Genomic DNA, 20,847 nt, shown 5'->3' with positions numbered 1-20,847 from the left:
TGAATTAGGCGGAGAGCCCCCGCTACACCTCAGCCGAACCGGCCGGCACTTCAAGCTGATCCAACGCCTTGTCCACCAGCAACTGGCACAACTCCACCAACTGATGAATCCCCAACGCCACACTTCGCCGCGTCCCCTCCACTTCAAAGGCCAGATCCTCAGCCATGGCTTTTACCGAAGCCAAGGTTTCGGAGGTGCTGGTCAGCAACGTGTCAGCGTCAGCTTTGGCGGTGACGGAAAACAGGCTGTCGATGCGGGAGTCGGTGCTTGGCTCTGGTTTTTTTGGATTGAGGTAATGATTGAGTGCCCGCTCGGCGGCGGCGCGGTCATTGAGTAGGTCTTCGATGGAGTCGAAGCCGGAAAGGGGGTTGGTTTTGTTGAAGGGTGGGTCGGGGACTGACTTATCCATTTATTTGTACCTATTTAGTGATGAGGACCATCACTTGCCGTTTCTCACTCGGCAAAGTGGTGGCAGCTGTGTGCAGGGGTGAGAAATCCGAGAAATAGGTACTCGGCCAGACCGAGGCCTGCCCGCACACAGCCGCCATAACGCATCTACTACAGGCAGCGGATAAGCTGGCGGCAATTATGCAGGTACAGAGGCTGGATGCCTATTATTCGGGTTTCTCACGCCCGGTCGCTGAATCGCAGCGACAGCAAAAGGTTAGAGAGCGCATTTCCGAGGGACAACCTTAAAAGCTTGTCGGATGTTTCGTTCTGAAGAGCGGATCCTTCCGACGGACCTGAATGATTTATGCGGCCTTCCGCCCCACCGCAACCCCCGTGGCGAGGGAGCTTGCTCCCGCTGGGCTGCGCAGCAGCCCCAACCCAGGCACTGCTGCGGTGTGCCAGATGTAGGGAGCCGCTGCTTTTAGGGCCGCTTCGCGCCCCAGCGGGAGCAAGCTCCCTCGCCACAGGTTTGGTGTTCGACGAAGCGTAGGCGTCGGCTGCAAGACCGTCTGCGCAAGCAGGCTCACTCACCATTGGATTGGGGTACAACCGCAAGAAACAGGTCGGCTATAAGGCCGCCTCGCGAGCAAGCTTTGCTCCCACAGGTCCTGCTCAAACAGGTCTGATGGGTGTACACCCGCAAGAGACAGGCCGGCTATAAGGCCGCCTCGTCCCGGCTTTTGATCTGGGCGCCCCGTTAACCACGCTGGCCGAACGCAGGTATTGCGCAGTGGGCAACCCGGCATGGATGCCGGGTTAGCCGCGCTGGGCCATGGATGGCCCTTCGCGGCGGGCCCACGGAGCAATGCCGGAGTGAGGGCATGCCGAGCCCTAGCGAGGCACCGAGTGGTGGGGCAAAGCGCTTTTGGTTACTTTTGGCGCTCTTCCAAAAGTAACCCGCCGTAAGGGCGGAACCCTAAGCCGCCGTTACCGCAGAAATGGATATGTACCCGGTCAAAAAAATCCTGGCCAGCCGCCAGACCGCCTCGCGAGCAAGCTTTGCTCCCACAGGTAAGCGGCCAAATACAATCGCCCGCAATACACACAAAAACCGCCCCGCTAAACACGCCAAGACACTTTGGTTGCACCGCTCTACCTCACGGGTTTCAAGAAGTGATACCCGCCCCAACCCGGTGCGCAGGCGCCTTGCCGACGCACCGGCAAGGAGCACCATTGCAGCGAAAAACGTCCTCGCAAACGATCAAATGCGTCAGAAGTTACACGGATGCGACATTAAGGTACGTTCGTGCCACTGTTTCAGCCTTGTAACGGCTCTGGATCTTGCATTGGGTATGGGGCCTGCATAAGTATCCGCAGGTCGACTCACGAGGTCGCCCTCAAATCAAAAATGACAACAAATCATGAGGCCAACATGCTTAAACAAGCGGTCATTCCGTTTTTAGTCGGCGCAGGCTTATTAGCCAGCGCACCTTTCGCCCAAGCGGCGACTAACCTGGTGTTCTGCTCCGAAGGCAGCCCGGCCGGTTTTGACCCTGGTCAGTACACCACCGGAACCGACTTCGACGCCTCTGCAGAAACCATGTTCAACCGCCTGACCCAGTTCGAACGCGGCGGCACCGCTGTGATTCCTGGCCTGGCGACCAAGTGGGACATTTCCGAAGACGGCCTCACCTACACCTTCCACCTGCGTGAAGGCGTCAAGTTCCACACCACCCCGTATTTCAAGCCGACACGTGAATTCAACGCCGACGACGTGCTGTTCACCTTCAACCGCATGATCAGCAAGGATGACCCGTTCCGTAAGGCCTATCCGACCGAGTTCCCGTACTTCACCGACATGGGGATGGACACCAACATCACCCAGATCGATAAAATCGACGACCACACCGTCAAGTTCACCCTCAAGGATGTTGACGCCGCGTTCATCCAGAACATGGCCATGAGCTTCGCCTCGATCCAGTCCGCCGAGTACGCGGCCCAACTGCTCAAGGAAGGCAAGCCTGCCGACATCAACCAGAAACCGATCGGCACCGGCCCGTTCGTGTTCAAGAGCTACCAGAAAGACTCCAACATCCGCTACACCGGGAACAAGGACTACTGGAAGCCTGAAGACGTGAAGATCGACAACCTGATCTTCGCCATCACCACCGACCCGTCGGTACGCATTCAGAAGCTGAAGAAGAACGAGTGCCAGATCACCCTCTTCCCGCGCCCCGCCGACCTCAAGGCGCTGAAGGAAGACAAGGCCCTGAAAATGCCTGACCAGGCTGGCTTCAACCTGGGTTACATCGCCTACAACGTGATGGACAAGATCAAGGGCAGTAACGAGCCGAACATTCTGGCCGACTTGAAAGTGCGCCAGGCGCTGGACATGTCGGTCAACAAGCCGCAGATCATCGATTCGGTCTACCAGGGCGCGGGCCAACTGGCGGTCAACGCCATGCCGCCAACCCAATGGTCCTACGACACCACCATCAAGGACGCCAAGTACGACCCTGAGAAGGCCAAGACGCTGCTCAAGGAAGCCGGCGTCAAGGAAGGCACCAACATCACCCTGTGGGCGATGCCGGTACAGCGTCCGTACAACCCGAACGCCAAGCTGATGGCTGAGATGCTGCAGTCGGACTGGAAGAAGATCGGCCTGAACGTCAACATCGTCAGCTACGAATGGGGCGAGTACATCAAGCGTTCCAAGGGCGGCGAGAACCAGGCCATGATCATTGGCTGGAGCGGTGACAACGGTGACCCGGACAACTGGCTCAACGTGCTGTTCGGCTGCGACTCCCTGGCCGGCAACAACTTCTCCAAATGGTGCGACAAGAAGTTCGACGACCTCGTCAAGCAAGCCAAGCGCACCACCGACCAGACCAAGCGCACCGAACTGTACAAACAGGCGCAACACGTCCTCAAGGACGCTGTGCCGATGACACCTATCGCTCACTCGACGGTGTATCAACCCATGCGCGCCAATGTGCAGGACTTCAAGATCAGCCCGTTTGGCTTGAACTCCTTCTACGGCGTCAGCGTCAGCAAATAAAGTGACCTGTGGCGAGGGAGCTTGGTCCCGCTGGGCCGGTCCGACGCTTCGGGCGTAGCAGCCCCTTTTGTAAGTGCGATGGCGGTGTACCAGCAACGCCATCGCGAGCAGGGCTCGCTCCCACGGCATACCGTTGCTTTAGGCCAAGACTCAGGAAAACGCCTACATCCAAAAGCACTGCGTACCTCAGCAGTTGGTTTAGGACGTATCGCCTTTTCCCACAAGTCTTTCAGGCGTTACGCATTTACTGCCTGGTTCCACGACTCATACCGTCGGGAGCCAGGTCGATCTGCTGGCACTGCGGCATTGCTGTTCGCAATGGATTGAACTCAGTACCCGGACAGGTCCCGCAAGGGCGCCGGTCACTGTTAAATACCCCATAGAGAGAGGGAGCGTCATGCGCCATACCTTGGTTTTATCCGCATTGCTGGGCTCCGGCCTGCTGGCCGCCACCTCCATTGCCCAGGCCGCCGGCGGCAGCCTGGTGTTCTGTTCCGAAGGCAGCCCCGCCGGTTTCGACACCGCGCAATACACCACGGCCACCGACAACGATGCCGCCGAACCGCTGTACAACCGCCTGGCCGAATTTGAAAAAGGCGCGACCAACGTCGTACCTGGCCTGGCGACTCGCTGGGACATTTCCGAAGACGGCCTGAAATACACCTTTCACCTGCGTGAAGGGGTGAAGTTTCATACCACCGATTACTTCACGCCGACCCGAGATTTCAACGCCGACGACGTGCTGTTCACCTTCAATCGCATGCTTGACCCGCAGCACCCGTTCCGCAAGGCCTACCCGACCGAGTTTCCGTACTTCAACGGCATGAGCCTGAACAAGAACATCGCCAAGGTCGAGGCGACCGGGCCGTTGACCGTGGTCATGACCCTCAACAGCGTGGACGCCGCGTTCATCCAGAACATCGCCATGAGCTTCGCTTCGATCCTGTCGGCCGAATACGCCGATCAGTTGCTCAAGAACGGCAAGCCCAGCGACATCAACCAGAAGCCGATTGGCACCGGACCGTTCGAGTTCAAGAGCTACCAGAAAGATTCCAACATTCGCTACGTCGCCAACAAGCAGTACTGGGCGCCGGAACGGGTCAAGCTGAACAACCTGATCTTCTCCATCAACACCGATGCCTCGGTACGGGTGCAGAAACTCAAGGCCAACGAATGCCAGGTCACCCTGCATCCGCGTCCAGCCGATGTGCCGGCCTTGAAAAACGACCCGAAACTGCAACTGATCGAGAAACCGGGTTTCAACCTCGGCTACATCGCCTATAACACCCGCCACAAACCGTTCGACCAGGTCGAAGTGCGCCGGGCGCTGGACATGGCGGTGAACAAACAGAGCATCCTCAACGCCGTGTACCAAGGCGCGGGGCAATTGGCGGTCAACGCCATGCCGCCAACCCAGTGGTCCTACGACGACACGATCAAGGACACGCCGTATAACCCGGAAAAAGCCAAGGAGCTGCTCAAGGCCGCCGGGGTCAAGGAAGGCACCGAAATCACCCTCTGGGCCATGCCGGTGCAACGCCCGTACAACCCCAACGCCAAGCTGATGGCCGAGATGCTCCAGGCCGACTGGGCGAAGATCGGCCTGAAGGTGAAGATTGTCAGCTATGAATGGGGTGAGTACATCAAGCGCACCAAGAACGGCGAGCACGATGTCAGCCTGATCGGCTGGACCGGTGACAACGGGGACCCGGACAACTGGCTGGGCACGCTGTACAGCTGCGATGCCATTGGCGGCAACAACTACTCCATGTGGTGTGATCAGGACTACGACAAGCTGATCAAGCAGGCCAAGGTCGTCACCGATCGCGACCAGCGCACCGTGCTTTACAAACAGGCCCAGCAGTTGCTCAAGCAGCAAGTGCCGATCACCCCGGTGGCCCACTCGACGGTCAACCAGCCGCTGAGCACCAAAGTCGAAGGATTCAAAGTCAGCCCCTTCGGTCGCAACGTGTTCTCGGGCGTCAGCCTGAACCCATAACCGATTAGCCACACAACGAGGGCCCACTTGGGCCCTCACGCCGATGTCTTGCCGGAATTCGCCGATCAGGCGCCGTGCAAACGTTTGCGATGTGCCGATGAGTTGTAAAAACCAATAGCCGTATCACCAAAAAAGACCGGCATTAAAAGAAACAAAAGGAGCTTTACCCATGAAACTGAGCAGCACCGCGTTACTGGCCTTGGCCATCAGCAGCGTTACGGCCACGGCGTACGCAGAACCGCAGAGCCAGGCGTTCAATCCGGTAACCGTCAAGACCACCAGCGCTCAATCCGAAGCCACCGGTTTCGTAGAAGGACAGTCGGTCAGCGGCAGCACTCGCAACTGGTATTCCAACGAATTGCGACGCCGCGGTAGCGCCTTCAGCTATACGCGCGACGGCGTGACACGCAGCGATTCGCGCCGGACCAACTGGGTTCAGGGCACCATCCTGAACTACACCTCCGGCTTCACCCAGGGCACCGTCGGCTTCAGCACCGAAGTCGCCGCCTACAACGCGATCGCGTTGCTCGGTGATCACGATGACATCATGGGCGGTTCCAACCGGACCCTGGCGCACTCCGACGGCGACGCCGTCGACCAGTGGAGCAAACTGGGCCTGGCGAACGTCAAGGCGCGGGTTTCCAACACCACCCTGACCGCCGGTCGTCAAAACTTCAGCAGCCCGATGGTCGACGTCATCGGTAACCGTGCCCTGCCTTCAAGCTTCCAGGGCGTGAGCCTGCACAGCGAAGAATTGGAAAACCTGACATTCGACGTCGCGACCTTCGACCGCAACTCTCCCCGTACCGAGCAAAGCCTCGCCAAGTTCCGCTCCGAATACGGCAGTTCTTCGGCCGAAGCTGATCATGTGAACACCGCCGGTATCACTTACCAGCCGTTCGCCAGCCTCACCACCAGCCTGTGGGGCACCCAGGCCGAAGACCTGTGGGACCAATACTACTTCGGCGCCAGCCACGTATTGGGCGACAGCTCGGTGCTGAGCCTGACCACCGGCCTGAACTACTACAGGACTGTGGATTCGGGCAAAAGCAAACTGGGTGATATCGACAACAATACCTACTCCCTGTCGTTTGGCCTGACGCACCAGGCCCACAGCCTGACGTTCTCGTACCAGGAAGTGGACGGTAACGAGTACTTCGACTACCTGCACGAAACCAACGGCATCTACCTGGCCAACTCCCTGCTGTCGGACTTCAACGGCCCGAACGAGAAGTCCTTCCAGATCGCCTATGGTCTGAACATGGCTGAATACGGCGTGCCAGGCCTGAAATTCAACATCTATCAGGCGCGCGGCTGGGGCATCGACGGGACGCATTACAACAGCACCGGTTATACCGACGTGAGAGCCATGGACGGTGAGCATCATTACGAATACGGCATCGGTGCGTCTTACGCCGTACAAAGCGGCCCGCTGAAAGCTACCGCGGTACGCGCGACCTACACCACGCACCGCGCCAGCGAAAACCAGGCTGATGGCAACCTCAACGAGTTCCGTCTGGTCACCACCATCCCGTTCAACATTCTCTAAACCCTCCGCCGAACGGCCGACTCACGAGGTCGGTCGTTCGGTTTTTGCCATTGAACCGATTGCAGAGGATTGCCGATGAACATGAATCCCCTACGCGCCGCCATCGCCGCTGCGTTGCTGAGTGTCGCCGTTGGCGCCACGGCCAAGCCCCTGGTGGTTTGCACAGAAGCCAGCCCGGAAGGCTTCGACATGGTCCAGTACACAACTGCAGTCACTGCCGATGCCGTGGCAGAAACCATTTTCAATCGCCTGGCCGACTTCAAGCCCGGCACCACCGAAGTGATTCCGGCCCTGGCCGAATCCTGGGACATCAGTGACGACGGCCTGACGTACACCTTCCATCTGCGCAAAGGCGTCAAGTTCCACACCACCGATTATTTCAAGCCGACCCGCGACATGAATGCCGACGATGTGGTCTGGAGTTTCCAGCGCCAGCTGGACCCGAATCACCCATGGCACAAGCTGTCGAGCGTGGGCTTCCCCTACTTTGAAAGCATGGGCTTCAAAGAGCTGCTCAAAAGCGTCGAGAAAGTCGACGAGCACACAGTCAAGTTCAGCCTGACTCGCCGTGAAGCGCCGTTCCTGGCCGACATCGCCATGGCCTTCTCCTCGATCTACCCGGCCGAATACGCCGACCAGTTGCTCAAGACCAACAAAACCGGCGATCTGAACAGCAAGCCGATCGGCACCGGCCCGTTCGTCTTCCAGCGCTACAACAAGGACGCCCAGGTGCGCTTCAAGGCCAACCCGGATTACTTCCGTGGCAAGCCACCGGCCGATGCACTGATTCTGGCCATCGCCACCGACAACAACGTGCGCATGCAAAAGCTCAAGACCAACGAGTGCCAGATCGCCTTGTACCCCAAGCCCGACGACATTCCGAGCATCAAGAAAGACCCGAACCTGAAAGTCGCTGAGCTGGACGCGATGACCGTTTCCTACACGGCCATGAACACCAGCCACAAATACATGAGCGATGTGCGGGTGCGCAAAGCCATCGACCTGGCCTTCGACAAGGAAGCCTACGTCAATGCGCTGTTTGGCAAGGGCAACGCCACCGTGGCGGTCAACCCGTATCCGCCGACGCTGCTGGGCTTCAATCACGACCTGAAGAACCCGCCTCGCAACTTGGACAAGGCCCGTGAGTTGCTCAAGGAAGCCGGCGTGCCGGAAGGCACCGTGTTCACCCTGTTCACCCGTAACGGCGGCGGCCCCACCAACCCCAACCCGATGCTCGGCGCGCAGATGATGCAGGCGGACCTGGCGAAGGTCGGGATCAAGGTCGACATCCGCGTGATGGAATGGGGCGAAATGCTCAAGCGCGCCAAGAACGGCGAGCACGATATGGTTTCCGCCGGATGGGCGGGCGATAACGGCGACCCGGATAACTTCCTGACGCCTATGCTCAGTTGCGAAGCGGCCAAGAACGGCGAAAACTACGCGCGCTGGTGCAACGAGAAATTCCAGGCGCTGATCGACCAGGCCCGCGCCACAGTGAACCCCGAGGAGCGCACCAAGCTCTATGAACAGGCCCAGGTGATTTTCAACCAGGACCAACCGTGGATCAGCATGGCCCACACCCGCATGTTTACCGCAATGCGCAAGAACGTAGAGGGCTATGTGATTAGCCCGCTGACGACCAATAACTTCGCCACCACCCAGGTGAAGTAGATAAGAAAACGCCCGACATCCCTTACCCTGGGGCTGTCGGGCACGCCTAACCGGCTGATGAGGTACACCTTAAGATGTTTAGTTTTATTGCCCGCCGACTGGGATTGTTGATCCCCACGTTCTTCGGCATCACCTTGCTGACCTTCGCGTTGATTCGCATGATCCCCGGCGACCCCGTGGAAGTGATGATGGGCGAACGTCGGGTCGATCCCGAAATGCACGCTCAGGCAATGGAACGCCTTGGCCTGAACAAACCGCTGTATGCCCAGTACCTGGACTACATCGGCAAACTGGCCCAGGGCGATCTCGGCGAATCGCTGCGCACCCGCGAAAGCGTCTGGACCGAGTTCAGTTCCCTGTTTCCCGCGACCCTGGAACTGTCCATGGCCGCCCTGTTGTTCGCCGGTATCCTGGGCCTTTTGGCCGGGGTGATCGCGGCACTCAAGCGAGGATCCCTGTTCGACCATGGGGTGATGGGCATCTCCCTGGCGGGGTATTCGATGCCGATCTTCTGGTGGGGCCTGATCCTGATCATGTTCTTCTCGGTGTCCCTGGGCTGGACGCCGGTGTCGGGGCGGATCGACCTTTTGTACGACATCGAACCGAAAACCGGCTTCATGCTGATCGACACGCTGCTGGCCGATGAGCCGGGCGCGTTTCTCGATGCTCTGCACCACCTGATCCTGCCGGCCATTGTGCTCGGTACCATTCCACTGGCGGTGATCGCCCGCATGACCCGCTCTTCGATGCTCGAAGTGCTGCGCGAAGACTACATCCGCACCGCCCGCGCCAAAGGCCTGTCGCCGTCGCGCGTGGTGTTCGTGCATGGCCTGCGCAACGCACTGATCCCGGTGTTGACCGTGGTCGGTCTGCAAGTCGGCACCCTGCTGGCCGGTGCGGTCCTGACCGAAACGATTTTCTCCTGGCCGGGCATCGGCAAGTGGCTGATCGAAGCCATCGGCGCCCGGGACTATCCCGTGGTGCAGAACGGCATCCTGTTAATCGCCTGCCTGGTGATTCTGGTCAACTTCGTCGTGGACGTGCTCTACGGCTTTGCCAACCCACGTATCCGTCACCAGCGCTGAGATCAAAACCATGAGTACTCCAACTACCTCGGTAGCAGTCGATCAAAGCCTGCTGTATCCGTCCCCGTACAAAGAATTCTGGCAGGCGTTTTCCCGCAACAAGGGCGCCGTGGCCGGGCTGATGTTCATGATCCTGATCGTGTTTTGCGCGCTCTTTGCCCCGTGGGTCGCCCCCCATGACCCGAGCGAGCAGTACCGCGACTTTCTGCTGACCCCGCCGGTCTGGCTCGAAGGCGGTCAGATGCAGTTCCTGCTGGGCACCGACGAACTGGGGCGCGATTTGCTGTCGCGGCTGATCCAGGGTTCGCGCCTGTCGCTGCTGATCGGCTTGTCGTCGGTGGTGATGTCGCTGATCCCGGGCATCCTGCTGGGCCTGTTCGCCGGGTTCTTCCCGCGTCTGCTCGGCCCGACCATCATGCGTTTGATGGACATCATGCTGGCCTTGCCTTCGCTGCTGCTGGCCGTGGCGATTGTCGCCATCCTCGGCCCTGGCCTGATCAACACCGTGATCGCCATCGCCATCGTGTCGCTGCCGTCCTACGTGCGCCTGACCCGCGCCGCCGTGATGGGCGAGCTGAACCGTGACTACGTGACTGCCGCGCGCCTGGCCGGTGCCGGCCTGCCGCGCCTGATGTTCATCACCGTGCTGCCCAACTGCATGGCGCCGCTGATCGTGCAGGCGACCTTGAGCTTTTCCTCGGCGATCCTCGACGCCGCCGCCCTGGGCTTCCTCGGCCTCGGCGTCCAGCCGCCCACCCCGGAGTGGGGCACCATGCTGGCTTCGGCCCGGGACTACATCGAACGCGCCTGGTGGGTGGTGAGCCTGCCCGGCTTGACCATTTTGCTCAGCGTGCTGGCAATCAACCTGATGGGCGACGGTTTGCGCGATGCGCTGGACCCGAAACTCAAGAATGCCGCCTGAGGAGATTCCCATGTCACTGCTAGAAATCAAGAATCTCAACGTTCGCTTCGGCGACGCTACCGCCGTCCCGGTGGTCGACGGTCTGGACCTGACCGTGGAAAAAGGCGAAGTCCTGGCTATCGTCGGCGAATCGGGCTCGGGTAAATCCGTGACCATGATGGCGCTGATGGGCCTGATCGAGCACCCCGGCATCGTCACCGCCGACGCGCTGAACTTCGACGGCAAGAACATGCTCAAGCTGAGCAACCGCCAGCGCCGGCAGATCGTCGGCAAAGACCTGGCGATGGTCTTCCAGGACCCGATGACCGCGCTCAACCCCAGCTACACCGTGGGGTTCCAGATTGAAGAAGTGCTGCGCCTTCACCTGAAGATGTCCGGCAAGGCCGCCCGCCAGCGCGCCATCGAACTGCTGGAAAAAGTCGAAATCCCCGGTGCCGCCAGTCGCATGAATGCCTACCCCCATCAACTCTCCGGCGGCATGAGCCAGCGTGTGGCGATTGCCATGGCCATTGCCGGCGAGCCAAAACTGTTGATCGCCGACGAACCGACCACCGCGCTGGACGTGACCATCCAGGCGCAGATCATGGACCTGCTGCTGGCCCTGCAGAAAGAGCAGAACATGGGCCTGGTGTTGATCACCCATGACTTGGCCGTGGTGGCTGAAACCGCCCAGCGCGTGTGCGTGATGTACGCCGGTCAAGCCGTGGAAGTGGGCAAGGTGCCGGAGTTGTTCGACATCCCCGCGCACCCGTACAGCGAAGCCCTGCTGGCGGCGATTCCCGAACACAGCATGGGCGCCGAGCGCCTGGCGACGCTGCCAGGCATCGTCCCCGGTCGTTACGACCGTCCACAGGGTTGCCTGCTGTCGCCACGCTGCCCGTATGTGCAGGACAACTGCCGTCAACAGCGCCCAGCGCTTGACCCGAAAGCCGCCAGCCTCGCCCGCTGCTTCTACCCGTTGAACCAGGAGGTGGCGTGATGGCCGTCGTACTTACCGCCCGTGACCTGACCCGTCATTACGAAGTGTCCCGTGGCATGTTCAAGGGCCATGCCACCGTGCGCGCCCTCAATGGCGTGTCGTTCGAACTGGAAGCTGGCAAGACCCTGGCCGTGGTGGGTGAATCCGGTTGCGGCAAATCCACCCTCGCCCGCGCCCTGACACTGATCGAAGAACCGTCCACCGGCTCGCTGAAAATCGCCGGCCAGGAAGTGGCCGGCGCGAACAAGGCTGAACGCAAGCAGTTGCGCAAAGACGTGCAGATGGTGTTCCAGAGCCCGTATGCGTCCCTCAACCCACGGCAGAAAGTCGGTGATCAACTGGCCGAGCCTTTGCTCATCAACACCAACCTGTCGGCCACCGAGCGGCGGGAAAAAGTCCAGGCGATGATGAAGCAGGTGGGCTTGCGCCCCGAGCATTACCAGCGTTATCCGCACATGTTCTCCGGCGGACAGCGCCAGCGCATCGCCCTGGCCCGCGCCATGATGCTGCAACCCAAGGTGCTGGTGGCGGACGAACCGACCTCGGCGCTGGACGTGTCGATCCAGGCCCAGGTGCTGAACCTGTTCATGGACTTGCAGCAGGAGTTCAACACCGCCTACGTGTTCATCTCCCACAACCTGGCGGTGGTGCAACATGTGGCCGACGACGTGATGGTGATGTACCTCGGCCGCCCGGTGGAAATGGGCCCTAACGAGTCCATCTACAGCCGCCCGCTGCACCCGTACACCCAAGCGCTGCTGTCGGCCACCCCGACCATCCACCCGGACCCGAACAAGCCGAAGATCAAGATCGTCGGCGAACTGCCCAACCCGCTCAACCCACCGTCCGGCTGCGCCTTTCACAAGCGCTGCCCGTACGCCACCGAGCGTTGCCAGACTGAAGAACCGGCCTTGCGCCTGCTGGACAACCGCCAAGTGGCCTGCCACTACGCCGAGCAGTTCCTCGACGGCGCGGCGTAGGGACCCACTCAACCTCCTGGCGAGGGAGCTTGCTCCCGCTGGGCCGGTAGGAGCTGTCGAGTGCAACGAGGCTGCGATCTTTCCCCGGCCACTTGAATCTCAAGCGAAAGATCAAAAGATCGCAGGCTTCGCCAGCTCCTACGGTCCAGCGGGAGCAAGCTCCCTCGCCGCGGGTTAAGTAAGCTGGAGCAGCTAATACCCTCCTCCCCGATTACGATCAATCGAGTTGGAGGGTTCTTTTTGCTTCAACTCTACGTCTGGCTATCACCCTCGTCGGCATCGGGATCATCGATCGACGAGTCGTCATTGTCCTGATCGCCGGGCGTCTGTTCCTCGTTCGCGGCAAGCATCAACTCGCCCTGCGCCACCTGCACGTACGCCGCTTGTTTTTCATGCTCATCGCATTCGGCCCAGGCCGCTGACGAACCGATAGACAGCAACACTAAAACCTTCAGCAAAATCATCGCGCGTAGAAATGTGTTCATAGCCGATTCCTTTTTTCTCTGGTTAAAGCCCAAGCCTGACTGCGTTCAAGAAACGCTGCTTCCGAACGGTCGGTTCCTCAGATAAGACGCCTATGTATAGGGAGAAATGCCATCCAGGAACAGAATGCTTTCGAATAAGGCTTATCCCGAACAGCTATGAAGTGAAAGCGCCTTTAACCCACCCAGCGACCGAATGTGGGAGCGGGCCTGCCCGCGAAGGCGGCGGTACATTCGACATGGATGCAAGCAGACCTACCGCCATCGCGAGCAAGCTCGCTCCCACAGGGGATCTGAGGTGAACATGGACCCTGCGACCAGCCCGACACCCGTGTGGGAGCGGGCTTGCCCGACAGGGGATCTGAGGTGAACATGGACCCTGCGACCAGCCCGATACCCGTGTGGGAGCGGGCTTGCCCGCGAAGGCGGCGGCACATTCAACATGGATGCAAGCAGACCTACCGCCATCGCGAGCAAGCTCGCACACAGGGGATTTGAGGTGAACATGGACCCTGCGACCAGCCCGATACCACAAGAGGGGTTGGTGGTGCCCAGTCATTAAGTGGAAATAAAAAACCCCGCAGCTTTCGGTGCGGGGTTCTGGGTGTACAGCTCAGCGCTTAGTGATGCTCACGCGTCGCACGGAAGTTCACATCCGGCCAGCGCTCTTCCATCAGTGCCAGGTTGACCCGCGTCGGGGCCAGGTAGGTCAGGTGACCACCGCCGTCGAGCGCGAGGTTTTCCACGGCTTTGTTGGAAAACTCTTCGAATTTCTTCTTGTCGGCGCAATCGACCCAACGAGCGGACCACACGGTGATGGGCTCGTAGGAGCACTCGACCTTGTATTCCTCTTTCAAACGGCTGGCGACGACGTCGAACTGCAGCACACCGACGGCGCCGAGGATGATGTCGTTGCTGCGAGTCGGGAAGAACACCTGGGTGGCGCCTTCCTCGGCCAACTGCTGCAAGCCCTGACGCAATTGCTTGGACTTGAGCGGGTCCTTCAGGCGCACGCGGCGGAACAGCTCCGGGGCGAAGTGCGGGATGCCGGTGTAGCCCAGCACTTCACCTTCGGTGAAGGTGTCGCCGATCTGGATGGTGCCATGGTTGTGCAGGCCGATGATGTCACCGGCAAAGGCTTCTTCCAATTGCTCGCGTTCCGAGGAGAAGAACGTCAGGGCGTCGCCGATGCGCACATCCTTACCGGTGCGCACATGGCGCATCTTCATGCCTTTCTCGTATTTGCCGGAACAGATGCGCATGAACGCGATGCGGTCGCGATGCTTGGGGTCCATGTTCGCCTGGATCTTGAACACGAAACCGGTGAACTTCTCTTCCACCGGTTCCACGGTGCGCTCGTTGGCCACGCGCGGCAGCGGGCGCGGCGCCCAATCGACAACGGCGTCGAGTACGTGGTCCACCCCAAAGTTGCCCAACGCAGTCCCGAAGAACACTGGCGTCAGTTGGCCGTCGAGGAACTCCTGCTGGTTGAATTCATGGCAGGCGCCCTGCACCAGTTCCAGTTGCTCGACAAAACGGTCGTACTCATCGCCCAAGTGGGCGCGGGCCTCGTCGGAATCGAGCTTCTCGATGATTTTGACGTCGGTGCGCTCATGCCCATGACCGGCGGTGTAGACGATGATGTAGTCGTCAGCCAGGTGATACACGCCCTTGAAATCGCGGTAGCAGCCAATCGGCCAGGTGATCGGCGCGGCCTTGATCTTCAGGACCGCTTCAATCTCGTCGAGCAGTTCGATCGGGTCGCGGATGTCTCGGTCGAGTTTGTTGATGAAGCTGACAATCGGTGTGTCCCGCAGCCGGCAGACGTCCATCAGCGCGATGGTCCGTGGCTCGACGCCTTTACCGCCGTCGAGGACCATCAGCGCCGAGTCCACCGCAGTCAGGGTGCGATAGGTGTCTTCGGAGAAGTCTTCGTGGCCCGGGGTGTCGAGCAGGTTGATCATGTGATCGCGATACGGAAACTGCATGACCGACGTGGTAATGGAAATACCCCGCTGTTTTTCCATTTCCATCCAGTCGGAGGTGGCATGGCGATCGGACTTGCGAGACTTCACCGTGCCGGCCACTGCAATCGCCTTGCCCATCAGCAAGAGCTTTTCGGTGATGGTGGTCTTACCGGCATCGGGGTGGGAAATAATGGCGAAAGTGCGGCGTTTCGCGACTTCGGCGGCCTGTTTGGTCATGGGAAATCGCCTGGCAGGTGATTCAAAAAAGGGCGGCGATTATAGCTCAACTTGTGCCAGGAACCGAACCATTGGGCACATTCAGGGTGGCCAGATGCTTCCATGTGTGGGAACCTTTTAAAGCGTGGAGGCGTCCACACCCCTGATACGGCTGTTCGTCAGGGCCTTGAAAATCAGCAAGTTAGCCTGACGAGGCTGCGCTTATGGCTCAATTTACAGGCCGTTTTACCGGCACTGAACAGAGCTGCTTCTCGCGAACGCTTTCCCGGCAACCTTGACGGTTTGCCGCACGGGAAAGCGCGCGCCGACTGAAAGACAAAGGAGTCCGCCTGTGGCTATCCGCTATGGCAAAGGGCTGACAGGGGGCGCGATCGTCGTCGCTCTCCTGGCCCTGCTGGTCCATTGGATCGGTATCGATACGATCCAGCGTTACCACGACGATTTACTGTTTTACCTGCAAGCTCACCTGATGCTCGTTGTGGCATCCATGCTGGCGGCCCTGATCGTGGGCATCCCCGCCGGTATCGCCCTCAGCCGCCCCACCATGGTCGGGCGCGCCGAACGCTTCATGCAAGTCTTCAACATCGGCAACACCGTGCCGCCCCTGGCCGTGCTGGCCATCGCCCTGGGCTTCCTGGGTATCGGCAGCGGGCCCGCCATCTTCGCCCTGTTCCTCGCCTCGCTGCTGCCCATTGTGCGCAACACCTACGAAGGCCTGAAAAACGTCCAGGGCTCCCTCAAGGAAGCCGCTGTCGGCATCGGCATGACCCCGCGCCAGGTGCTGTGGAAAGTCGAACTGCCCAACGCCGTGCCGATCATCGTCGGTGGCGTGCGGGTGGCTCTGGCGATCAACGTCGGCACCGCCCCGCTGGCGTTCCTGATCGGCGCCAACAGCCTTGGCAGCCTGATCTTCCCCGGCATCGCCTTGAACAATCAGCCGCAACTGCTGCTCGGCGCGGTGTGCACCGCCCTGCTGGCGCTGCTGCTCGACGGCCTGGTGACACTGGCCAGCCGCCTCTGGCTGGAACGCGGTCTGCGAGCGGCATAGACCCGGCTGCAATAAAGGAATCGTTATGAAGAAGTTGAGCTTGATACTGGGCTGCGTCCTGCTGTTCGCAGGATTTGCCCAAGCCGCTGAAAAACCGCTGATTCGCCTCGGCGCCCGGGTGTTCACCGAACAGACGCTGCTGGCGGAAATCACCGCCCAATACCTGCGCGGCAAAGGCTACGACGCGCAGATCACCGGCGGACTCGGCAGCAACCTGGCCCGCAGCGCCCAGGAAAGCGGGCAACTGGACCTGCTCTGGGAATACACCGGCGTGTCGCTGGTGTCATACAACCACATCACGGAGAAACTCGACAGCGCTCAGTCCTACGCCCGGGTGAAAGAAATCGACGCCAAAAAAGGCCTGACCTGGCTGACGCCGTCGAAATTCAGCAACACCTATGCCCTGGCCTTGCCGGAGACAATCGCGAAGCAATATCCACAGATCAACACCATCAGCCAATTGAACAGCGTGTTACAGGATGAAGCCGATGAACATCACCTGGTGGCCCTGGACACCGAGTTCGCCAACCGTTCCGACGGGCTGGATGGCATGGTCAAGCTGTACGGCATGAACCTGACCCGCGAGAACATCCGGCAAATGGACGCGGGCCTGGTCTACACCGCCCTGCGCAACGGCCAGGTATTCGCCGGCCTGGTGTACACCACCGACGGACGGTTGAGCGCGTTCAAACTCAAGCTGCTGGAAGATGACAAGCAGTACTTCCCGGACTACACCGCCGCGCCCGTGGTGCGCCAGACGACTCTGGATGCCAATCCGCAACTGGCCGCGCAGCTCAAACCCCTGGCCGAATTGTTTGACGATGAAACCATGCGCCAGCTCAACGCCCGCGTAGACGTCAACCACGAAAGCCCGTCGACCGTTGCCGCCGATTTCCTGCGCCAGCATTCCCTGCTCTCAACCCAATGACCTGGAGGAAAAGCCATGGATTTTCTTGACGCCTTTTCCCATCTGGACTGGCCGCTGGTGCTGCACTTGACCTGGCAGCACATCACCCTGGTGGGCATCGCCGTGACACTGGCGATTGTGGTCGGCGTGCCGCTGGGTATTCTCATGACCCGCTTTCCGACCCTCGCCGGCCCATTGCAGGCCAGCGCCACGGTACTGCTGACCATTCCATCGATCGCCTTGTTCGGCCTGTTGCTGCCGGTCTATTCCACGTTCGGCCAGGGCCTGGGGCCGATGCCGGCGATCACTGCGGTGTTTCTCTATTCCCTGTTGCCGATCATGCGCAACACCTACCTGGCCCTGACAGGCGTGGAACCCGGCATCCGCGAAGCCGCCCGTGGCATCGGCATGACCTTCGGCCAGCGCCTGCGCATGGTCGAGCTGCCCATCGCCGTGCCGGTGATCCTGGCCGGCGTGCGCACCGCCGTGGTCATGAACATCGGCGTCATGACCATCGCCGCCACCATCGGTGCCGGTGGCCTGGGCGTACTCATCCTCGCTTCCATCAGCCGCAGCGACATGTCGATGCTGATCGTCGGCGCCGTGCTGGTCAGTCTCCTGGCCATCTTCGCCGACCTGCTTGTGCAATGGCTGCAACGTTCGCTGACTCCAAAAGGACTCCTCAAATGATCGAACTTCAAAACCTCAGCAAAACCTTCAAGAGCAACGGCAAGGACGTCAAGGCCGTGGACTCGGTGAGCCTGACCGTCAACGAAGGCGAGATCTGCGTATTCCTCGGGCCATCGGGCTGCGGCAAGAGCACCACGCTGAAGATGATCAACCGCCTGATCGCGCCCACCTCGGGCAAGGTGTTGATCAACGGTGAAGACACCACCGGGCTGGACGAAGTGACCCTGCGCCGCAACATCGGCTACGTGATCCAGCAGATCGGTCTGTTCCCGAACATGACCATCGAGGAAAACATCACCGTGGTTCCCCGCTTGCTGGGCTGGGACAAGCAAAAATGCCACGACCGTGCCCGCGAGCTGATGAGCATGATCAAGCTTGAACCCAAGCAGTACCTGCATCGTTACCCGCGTGAACTGTCGGGTGGCCAGCAGCAGCGGATCGGCGTGATCCGCGCATTGGCGGCCGATGCCCCGCTGTTGTTGATGGACGAACCCTTCGGTGCGGTGGACCCGATCAACCGCGAGATGATCCAGAACGAGTTCTTCGAGATGCAACGGGCGCTGAACAAGACCGTGATCATGGTCAGCCACGACATCGACGAAGCTATCAAGCTGGGGGACAAGATTGCCATTTTCCGCGCCGGCAAACTGATCCAGTTCGATCACCCCGACACGCTGCTGGCGCATCCTGCCGACGAGTTCGTCAGCAATTTTGTTGGCCAGGACAGCACGCTCAAGCGTTTGTTGCTGGTCCGCGCTGAAGACGCGGCGGACGACGCGCCATCGGTCAGCCCCGAAACCCCGGTGGCCGAGGCACTGGAGTTGATGGACGAACATGACCGTCGCTACCTGGTGGTGACCTGCGCCGAGAACAAGGCCCTGGGCTTTGTCCGGCGCCGCGACCTGCATCGCCAGACCGGCGCCTGCTCGCAGTACCTGAGCCCATTCAACGCCACAGCGGCGTACGACGAACACCTGCGGATCCTGTTGTCGCGCATGTACGAGTTCAACCGTTCGTGGCTGCCGGTGATGGACGCCGAGCGGGTGTTCCTCGGGGAGGTGACACAGGAGTCGATTGCCGAGTACCTGAGCTCCGGTAAGTCCCGTGGAGGCAAGACCAGCATTGTCTCGCCGGCCGAGACTGCGCAGGCCTGATCGCCCCAACGAACCCTGTGGGAGCCGAGCTTGCTCGCGATAGCGGTGGGTCAGTTGGCGGTAGTGCTGGCTGTGCCGCCGCTATCGCGAGCAAGCTCGGCTCCCACAGTTTCCGGGGCGGTCACCAAAATGGTGGCTCTCCCCGAAACGCCCCGATTATCCATCCAGCGGGAACATCAATCTGTCACGCAGGTCGGTTACATCAGGAGCTGTCGCGTGCCGCACGACGAATGAGTGCAAAAACGCGACATTTTTAGTTGATCTCAGGCCCCTCACGCCCTAAAGTTCGCGCCGAACGTCCATGCTGGAAACGATCCATCCGGCTCAAGTACTGACGACGAGACAGCAAGGCCAAGGGCATTACGCAGCCCATGGCCTTTTTGCTTTCGGCGACATGCCTTGGGAAGTAGGCGAACCAAAGTGGGGATACGGAGGACGTTCACGAGGGCTGCTTGCCCTTACACCCATTGATCCTGATGTTTGCCAGTAGGAGTCCCAAGTATGTCGATCCAGGTCGAAGATTATTTCGCGCGCGAGACCTTTCAGAAAATGAAGGCGTTCGCCGACAAGCAGGAAACCCCGTTCGTGGTGATCGACACCGCGATGATCTCCAAGGCCTATGACGACCTGCGCGCCGGTTTCGAATTCGCCAAGGTCTATTACGCCGTCAAGGCCAACCCGGCGGTGGAAATCATTGACCTGCTCAAGGATAAAGGCTCGAACTTCGACATCGCCTCGATCTATGAACTGGATAAAGTCATGAGCCGTGGCGTTGGCCCGGATCAGATCAGCTACGGCAACACCATCAAGAAATCCCGGGACATCCGCTACTTCTACGAGAAGGGCGTGCGCCTGTACGCCACCGACTCCGAAGCCGACCTGCGCAACATCGCCAAGGCCGCGCCGGGTTCGAAAGTCTATGTGCGCATTCTCACCGAAGGCTCGACCACCGCTGACTGGCCGCTGTCGCGCAAATTCGGCTGCCAGACCGACATGGCCATGGACCTGCTGATCCTGGCCCGCGACCTGGGCCTGGTGCCGTACGGCATTTCCTTCCACGTTGGTTCGCAACAGCGCGACATCAGCGTCTGGGATGCGGCGATCGCCAAGGTCAAGGTGATCTTCGAGCGCCTTAAAGAAGAAGACGGCATCGTCTTGCAACTGATCAACATGGGTGGCGGCTTCCCGGCCAACTACATCACCCGCACCAACAGCCTGGAAACCTACGCCGAGGAAATCATCCGTTTCCTCAAGGAAGACTTCGGCGACGACCTGCCGGAGATCATCCTGGAGCCGGGCCGTTCGCTGATTGCCAACGCCGGCATCCTGGTCAGCGAAGTGGTGCTGGTGGCCCGTAAATCCCGTACCGCCGTCGAGCGCTGGGTGTACACGGATGTGGGCAAGTTCTCCGGCCTGATCGAAACCATGGACGAAGCCATCAAGTTCCCGATCTGGACCGAGAAGAAAGGCGAGATGGAAGAAGTGGTCATCGCCGGCCCGACCTGCGACAGCGCCGACATCATGTACGAAAACTACAAGTACGGTTTGCCGCTGAACCTGGCCATCGGTGACCGTCTGTACTGGCTGTCGACCGGTGCCTACACCACCAGTTACAGCGCGGTGGAATTCAATGGCTTCCCGCCGCTGAAGTCGTTCTACGTGTAATTGGCTGGTGGCTGGACCCGAAAGCCCGTGACTGTGTCACGGGCTTTTTTGCAACAGCACGAAA

The 20,847-nt window shown here is 60.1% G+C and carries 16 protein-coding genes; 13 read left to right on the top strand and 3 right to left on the bottom strand.

The features are described 5' to 3' along the window. Positions 1–22: 22 nt before the first annotated feature. A complete protein-coding gene (locus AAIS01_RS17690; RefSeq protein WP_343469991.1) occupies positions 23–409 on the bottom strand; it encodes a DUF6124 family protein in 387 nt (128 codons plus the stop codon). A gap of 1,413 nt (positions 410–1,822) precedes the next feature. Here AAIS01_RS17690 and AAIS01_RS17685 point away from each other — a divergent pair. From AAIS01_RS17685 to AAIS01_RS17650, 8 genes are all read left to right on the top strand, one after another. Continuing rightward, on the top strand, positions 1,823–3,448 hold the full coding sequence (locus AAIS01_RS17685; protein WP_343469990.1) for an ABC transporter substrate-binding protein: 1,626 nt from the start codon (positions 1,823–1,825) through the stop codon (positions 3,446–3,448). 397 nt (positions 3,449–3,845) lie between these two features. Further along, positions 3,846–5,447, top strand: a complete 1,602-nt coding sequence (locus AAIS01_RS17680) for an ABC transporter substrate-binding protein (RefSeq protein WP_343469989.1) — start codon at positions 3,846–3,848, stop codon at positions 5,445–5,447. A gap of 169 nt (positions 5,448–5,616) precedes the next feature. After that, positions 5,617–6,996, top strand: a complete 1,380-nt coding sequence (locus AAIS01_RS17675; RefSeq protein ID WP_343469988.1) for an OprD family porin — start codon at positions 5,617–5,619, stop codon at positions 6,994–6,996. Positions 6,997–7,071: 75 nt separating this feature from the next. Next, positions 7,072–8,667, top strand: a complete 1,596-nt coding sequence (locus AAIS01_RS17670) for an ABC transporter substrate-binding protein (protein WP_343469986.1) — start codon at positions 7,072–7,074, stop codon at positions 8,665–8,667. Between the two features lie 74 nt (positions 8,668–8,741). Then, positions 8,742–9,752 carry an ABC transporter permease subunit gene (locus AAIS01_RS17665; protein WP_047229029.1) on the top strand — a complete coding sequence of 337 codons (1,011 nt, stop codon included), beginning with the start codon at positions 8,742–8,744 and terminating at the stop codon, positions 9,750–9,752. Between the two features lie 10 nt (positions 9,753–9,762). Continuing rightward, a complete protein-coding gene (locus tag AAIS01_RS17660) occupies positions 9,763–10,674 on the top strand; it encodes an ABC transporter permease subunit (RefSeq protein WP_092394199.1) in 912 nt (303 codons plus the stop codon). Positions 10,675–10,684: 10 nt separating this feature from the next. Next, positions 10,685–11,653 (top strand): ABC transporter ATP-binding protein, encoded by a 969-nt coding sequence (locus AAIS01_RS17655; RefSeq protein ID WP_092394202.1) that lies wholly within the window; start codon positions 10,685–10,687, stop codon positions 11,651–11,653. Continuing rightward, positions 11,653–12,633, top strand: coding sequence for a peptide ABC transporter ATP-binding protein (locus AAIS01_RS17650; RefSeq protein ID WP_343469982.1), 981 nt, complete (start codon positions 11,653–11,655; stop codon positions 12,631–12,633). Before AAIS01_RS17655 ends, AAIS01_RS17650 begins: the two co-directional genes overlap by 1 nt. Positions 12,634–12,884: 251 nt before the next feature. On the opposite strand, the gene AAIS01_RS17645 is transcribed toward AAIS01_RS17650, so the two are convergent. Both AAIS01_RS17645 and AAIS01_RS17640 read right to left on the bottom strand, forming a co-directional pair. Then, positions 12,885–13,118 carry a hypothetical protein gene (locus AAIS01_RS17645; protein ID WP_343469980.1) on the bottom strand — a complete coding sequence of 78 codons (234 nt, stop codon included), beginning with the start codon at positions 13,116–13,118 and terminating at the stop codon, positions 12,885–12,887. 617 nt (positions 13,119–13,735) lie between these two features. Further along, the gene (locus AAIS01_RS17640; protein ID WP_343469977.1) at positions 13,736–15,319 is read right to left on the bottom strand and encodes a peptide chain release factor 3; all 1,584 of its coding nucleotides are present in this window, start codon (positions 15,317–15,319) and stop codon (positions 13,736–13,738) included. 331 nt (positions 15,320–15,650) lie between these two features. On the opposite strand from AAIS01_RS17640, the gene AAIS01_RS17635 reads away from it, so the two are divergent. The 5 genes from AAIS01_RS17635 to AAIS01_RS17615 all read left to right on the top strand — a co-directional run bounded on the left by AAIS01_RS17635 (position 15,651) and on the right by AAIS01_RS17615 (position 20,783). Further along, positions 15,651–16,367: an ABC transporter permease gene (locus AAIS01_RS17635; protein ID WP_343469976.1), complete on the top strand. Its 717-nt coding sequence runs from the start codon at positions 15,651–15,653 to the stop codon at positions 16,365–16,367. A 25-nt stretch (positions 16,368–16,392) separates the two neighbouring features. Then, positions 16,393–17,295, top strand: coding sequence for a glycine betaine ABC transporter substrate-binding protein (locus AAIS01_RS17630; protein WP_343469974.1), 903 nt, complete (start codon positions 16,393–16,395; stop codon positions 17,293–17,295). Between the two features lie 15 nt (positions 17,296–17,310). Next, entirely contained in the window at positions 17,311–17,964 is a 654-nt protein-coding gene (locus tag AAIS01_RS17625) for an ABC transporter permease (RefSeq protein ID WP_343469972.1), read from the top strand. Continuing rightward, a complete protein-coding gene (locus tag AAIS01_RS17620) occupies positions 17,961–19,118 on the top strand; it encodes an osmoprotectant ABC transporter ATP-binding protein OsmV (protein ID WP_343469970.1) in 1,158 nt (385 codons plus the stop codon). Before AAIS01_RS17625 ends, AAIS01_RS17620 begins: the two co-directional genes overlap by 4 nt. Positions 19,119–19,619: 501 nt before the next feature. After that, the gene (locus AAIS01_RS17615) at positions 19,620–20,783 is read left to right on the top strand and encodes a type III PLP-dependent enzyme (protein ID WP_186657836.1); all 1,164 of its coding nucleotides are present in this window, start codon (positions 19,620–19,622) and stop codon (positions 20,781–20,783) included. Positions 20,784–20,847: the final 64 nt, after the last annotated feature.

The sequence above is a fragment of the Pseudomonas halotolerans genome (genome assembly GCF_039581215.1).
Lineage (GTDB): Bacteria > Pseudomonadota > Gammaproteobacteria > Pseudomonadales > Pseudomonadaceae > Aquipseudomonas > Aquipseudomonas tehranensis.
Note: the sequence above shows the minus strand (reverse complement) of the source record. Positions and strands in the feature narration are given on the sequence as shown.

Bases quoted from the DNA above. Each gene is read 5' to 3' on its own strand.
- AAIS01_RS17690 (WP_343469991.1), bottom strand. From the start codon at position 409: ATGGATAAGTCAGTCCCCGACCCACCCTTCAACAAAACCAACCCCCTT.
- AAIS01_RS17665 (WP_047229029.1), top strand. From the start codon at position 8,742: ATGTTTAGTTTTATTGCCCGCCGACTGGGATTGTTGATCCCCACGTTC.
- AAIS01_RS17670 (WP_343469986.1), top strand. From the start codon at position 7,072: ATGAACATGAATCCCCTACGCGCCGCCATCGCCGCTGCGTTGCTGAGT.
- AAIS01_RS17620 (WP_343469970.1), top strand. From the start codon at position 17,961: ATGATCGAACTTCAAAACCTCAGCAAAACCTTCAAGAGCAACGGCAAG.
- AAIS01_RS17680 (WP_343469989.1), top strand. From the start codon at position 3,846: ATGCGCCATACCTTGGTTTTATCCGCATTGCTGGGCTCCGGCCTGCTG.
- AAIS01_RS17675 (WP_343469988.1), top strand. From the start codon at position 5,617: ATGAAACTGAGCAGCACCGCGTTACTGGCCTTGGCCATCAGCAGCGTT.
- AAIS01_RS17640 (WP_343469977.1), bottom strand. From the start codon at position 15,319: ATGACCAAACAGGCCGCCGAAGTCGCGAAACGCCGCACTTTCGCCATT.
- AAIS01_RS17630 (WP_343469974.1), top strand. From the start codon at position 16,393: ATGAAGAAGTTGAGCTTGATACTGGGCTGCGTCCTGCTGTTCGCAGGA.
- AAIS01_RS17660 (WP_092394199.1), top strand. From the start codon at position 9,763: ATGAGTACTCCAACTACCTCGGTAGCAGTCGATCAAAGCCTGCTGTAT.
- AAIS01_RS17655 (WP_092394202.1), top strand. From the start codon at position 10,685: ATGTCACTGCTAGAAATCAAGAATCTCAACGTTCGCTTCGGCGACGCT.
- AAIS01_RS17685 (WP_343469990.1), top strand. From the start codon at position 1,823: ATGCTTAAACAAGCGGTCATTCCGTTTTTAGTCGGCGCAGGCTTATTA.
- AAIS01_RS17650 (WP_343469982.1), top strand. From the start codon at position 11,653: ATGGCCGTCGTACTTACCGCCCGTGACCTGACCCGTCATTACGAAGTG.
- AAIS01_RS17625 (WP_343469972.1), top strand. From the start codon at position 17,311: ATGGATTTTCTTGACGCCTTTTCCCATCTGGACTGGCCGCTGGTGCTG.
- AAIS01_RS17645 (WP_343469980.1), bottom strand. From the start codon at position 13,118: ATGAACACATTTCTACGCGCGATGATTTTGCTGAAGGTTTTAGTGTTG.
- AAIS01_RS17615 (WP_186657836.1), top strand. From the start codon at position 19,620: ATGTCGATCCAGGTCGAAGATTATTTCGCGCGCGAGACCTTTCAGAAA.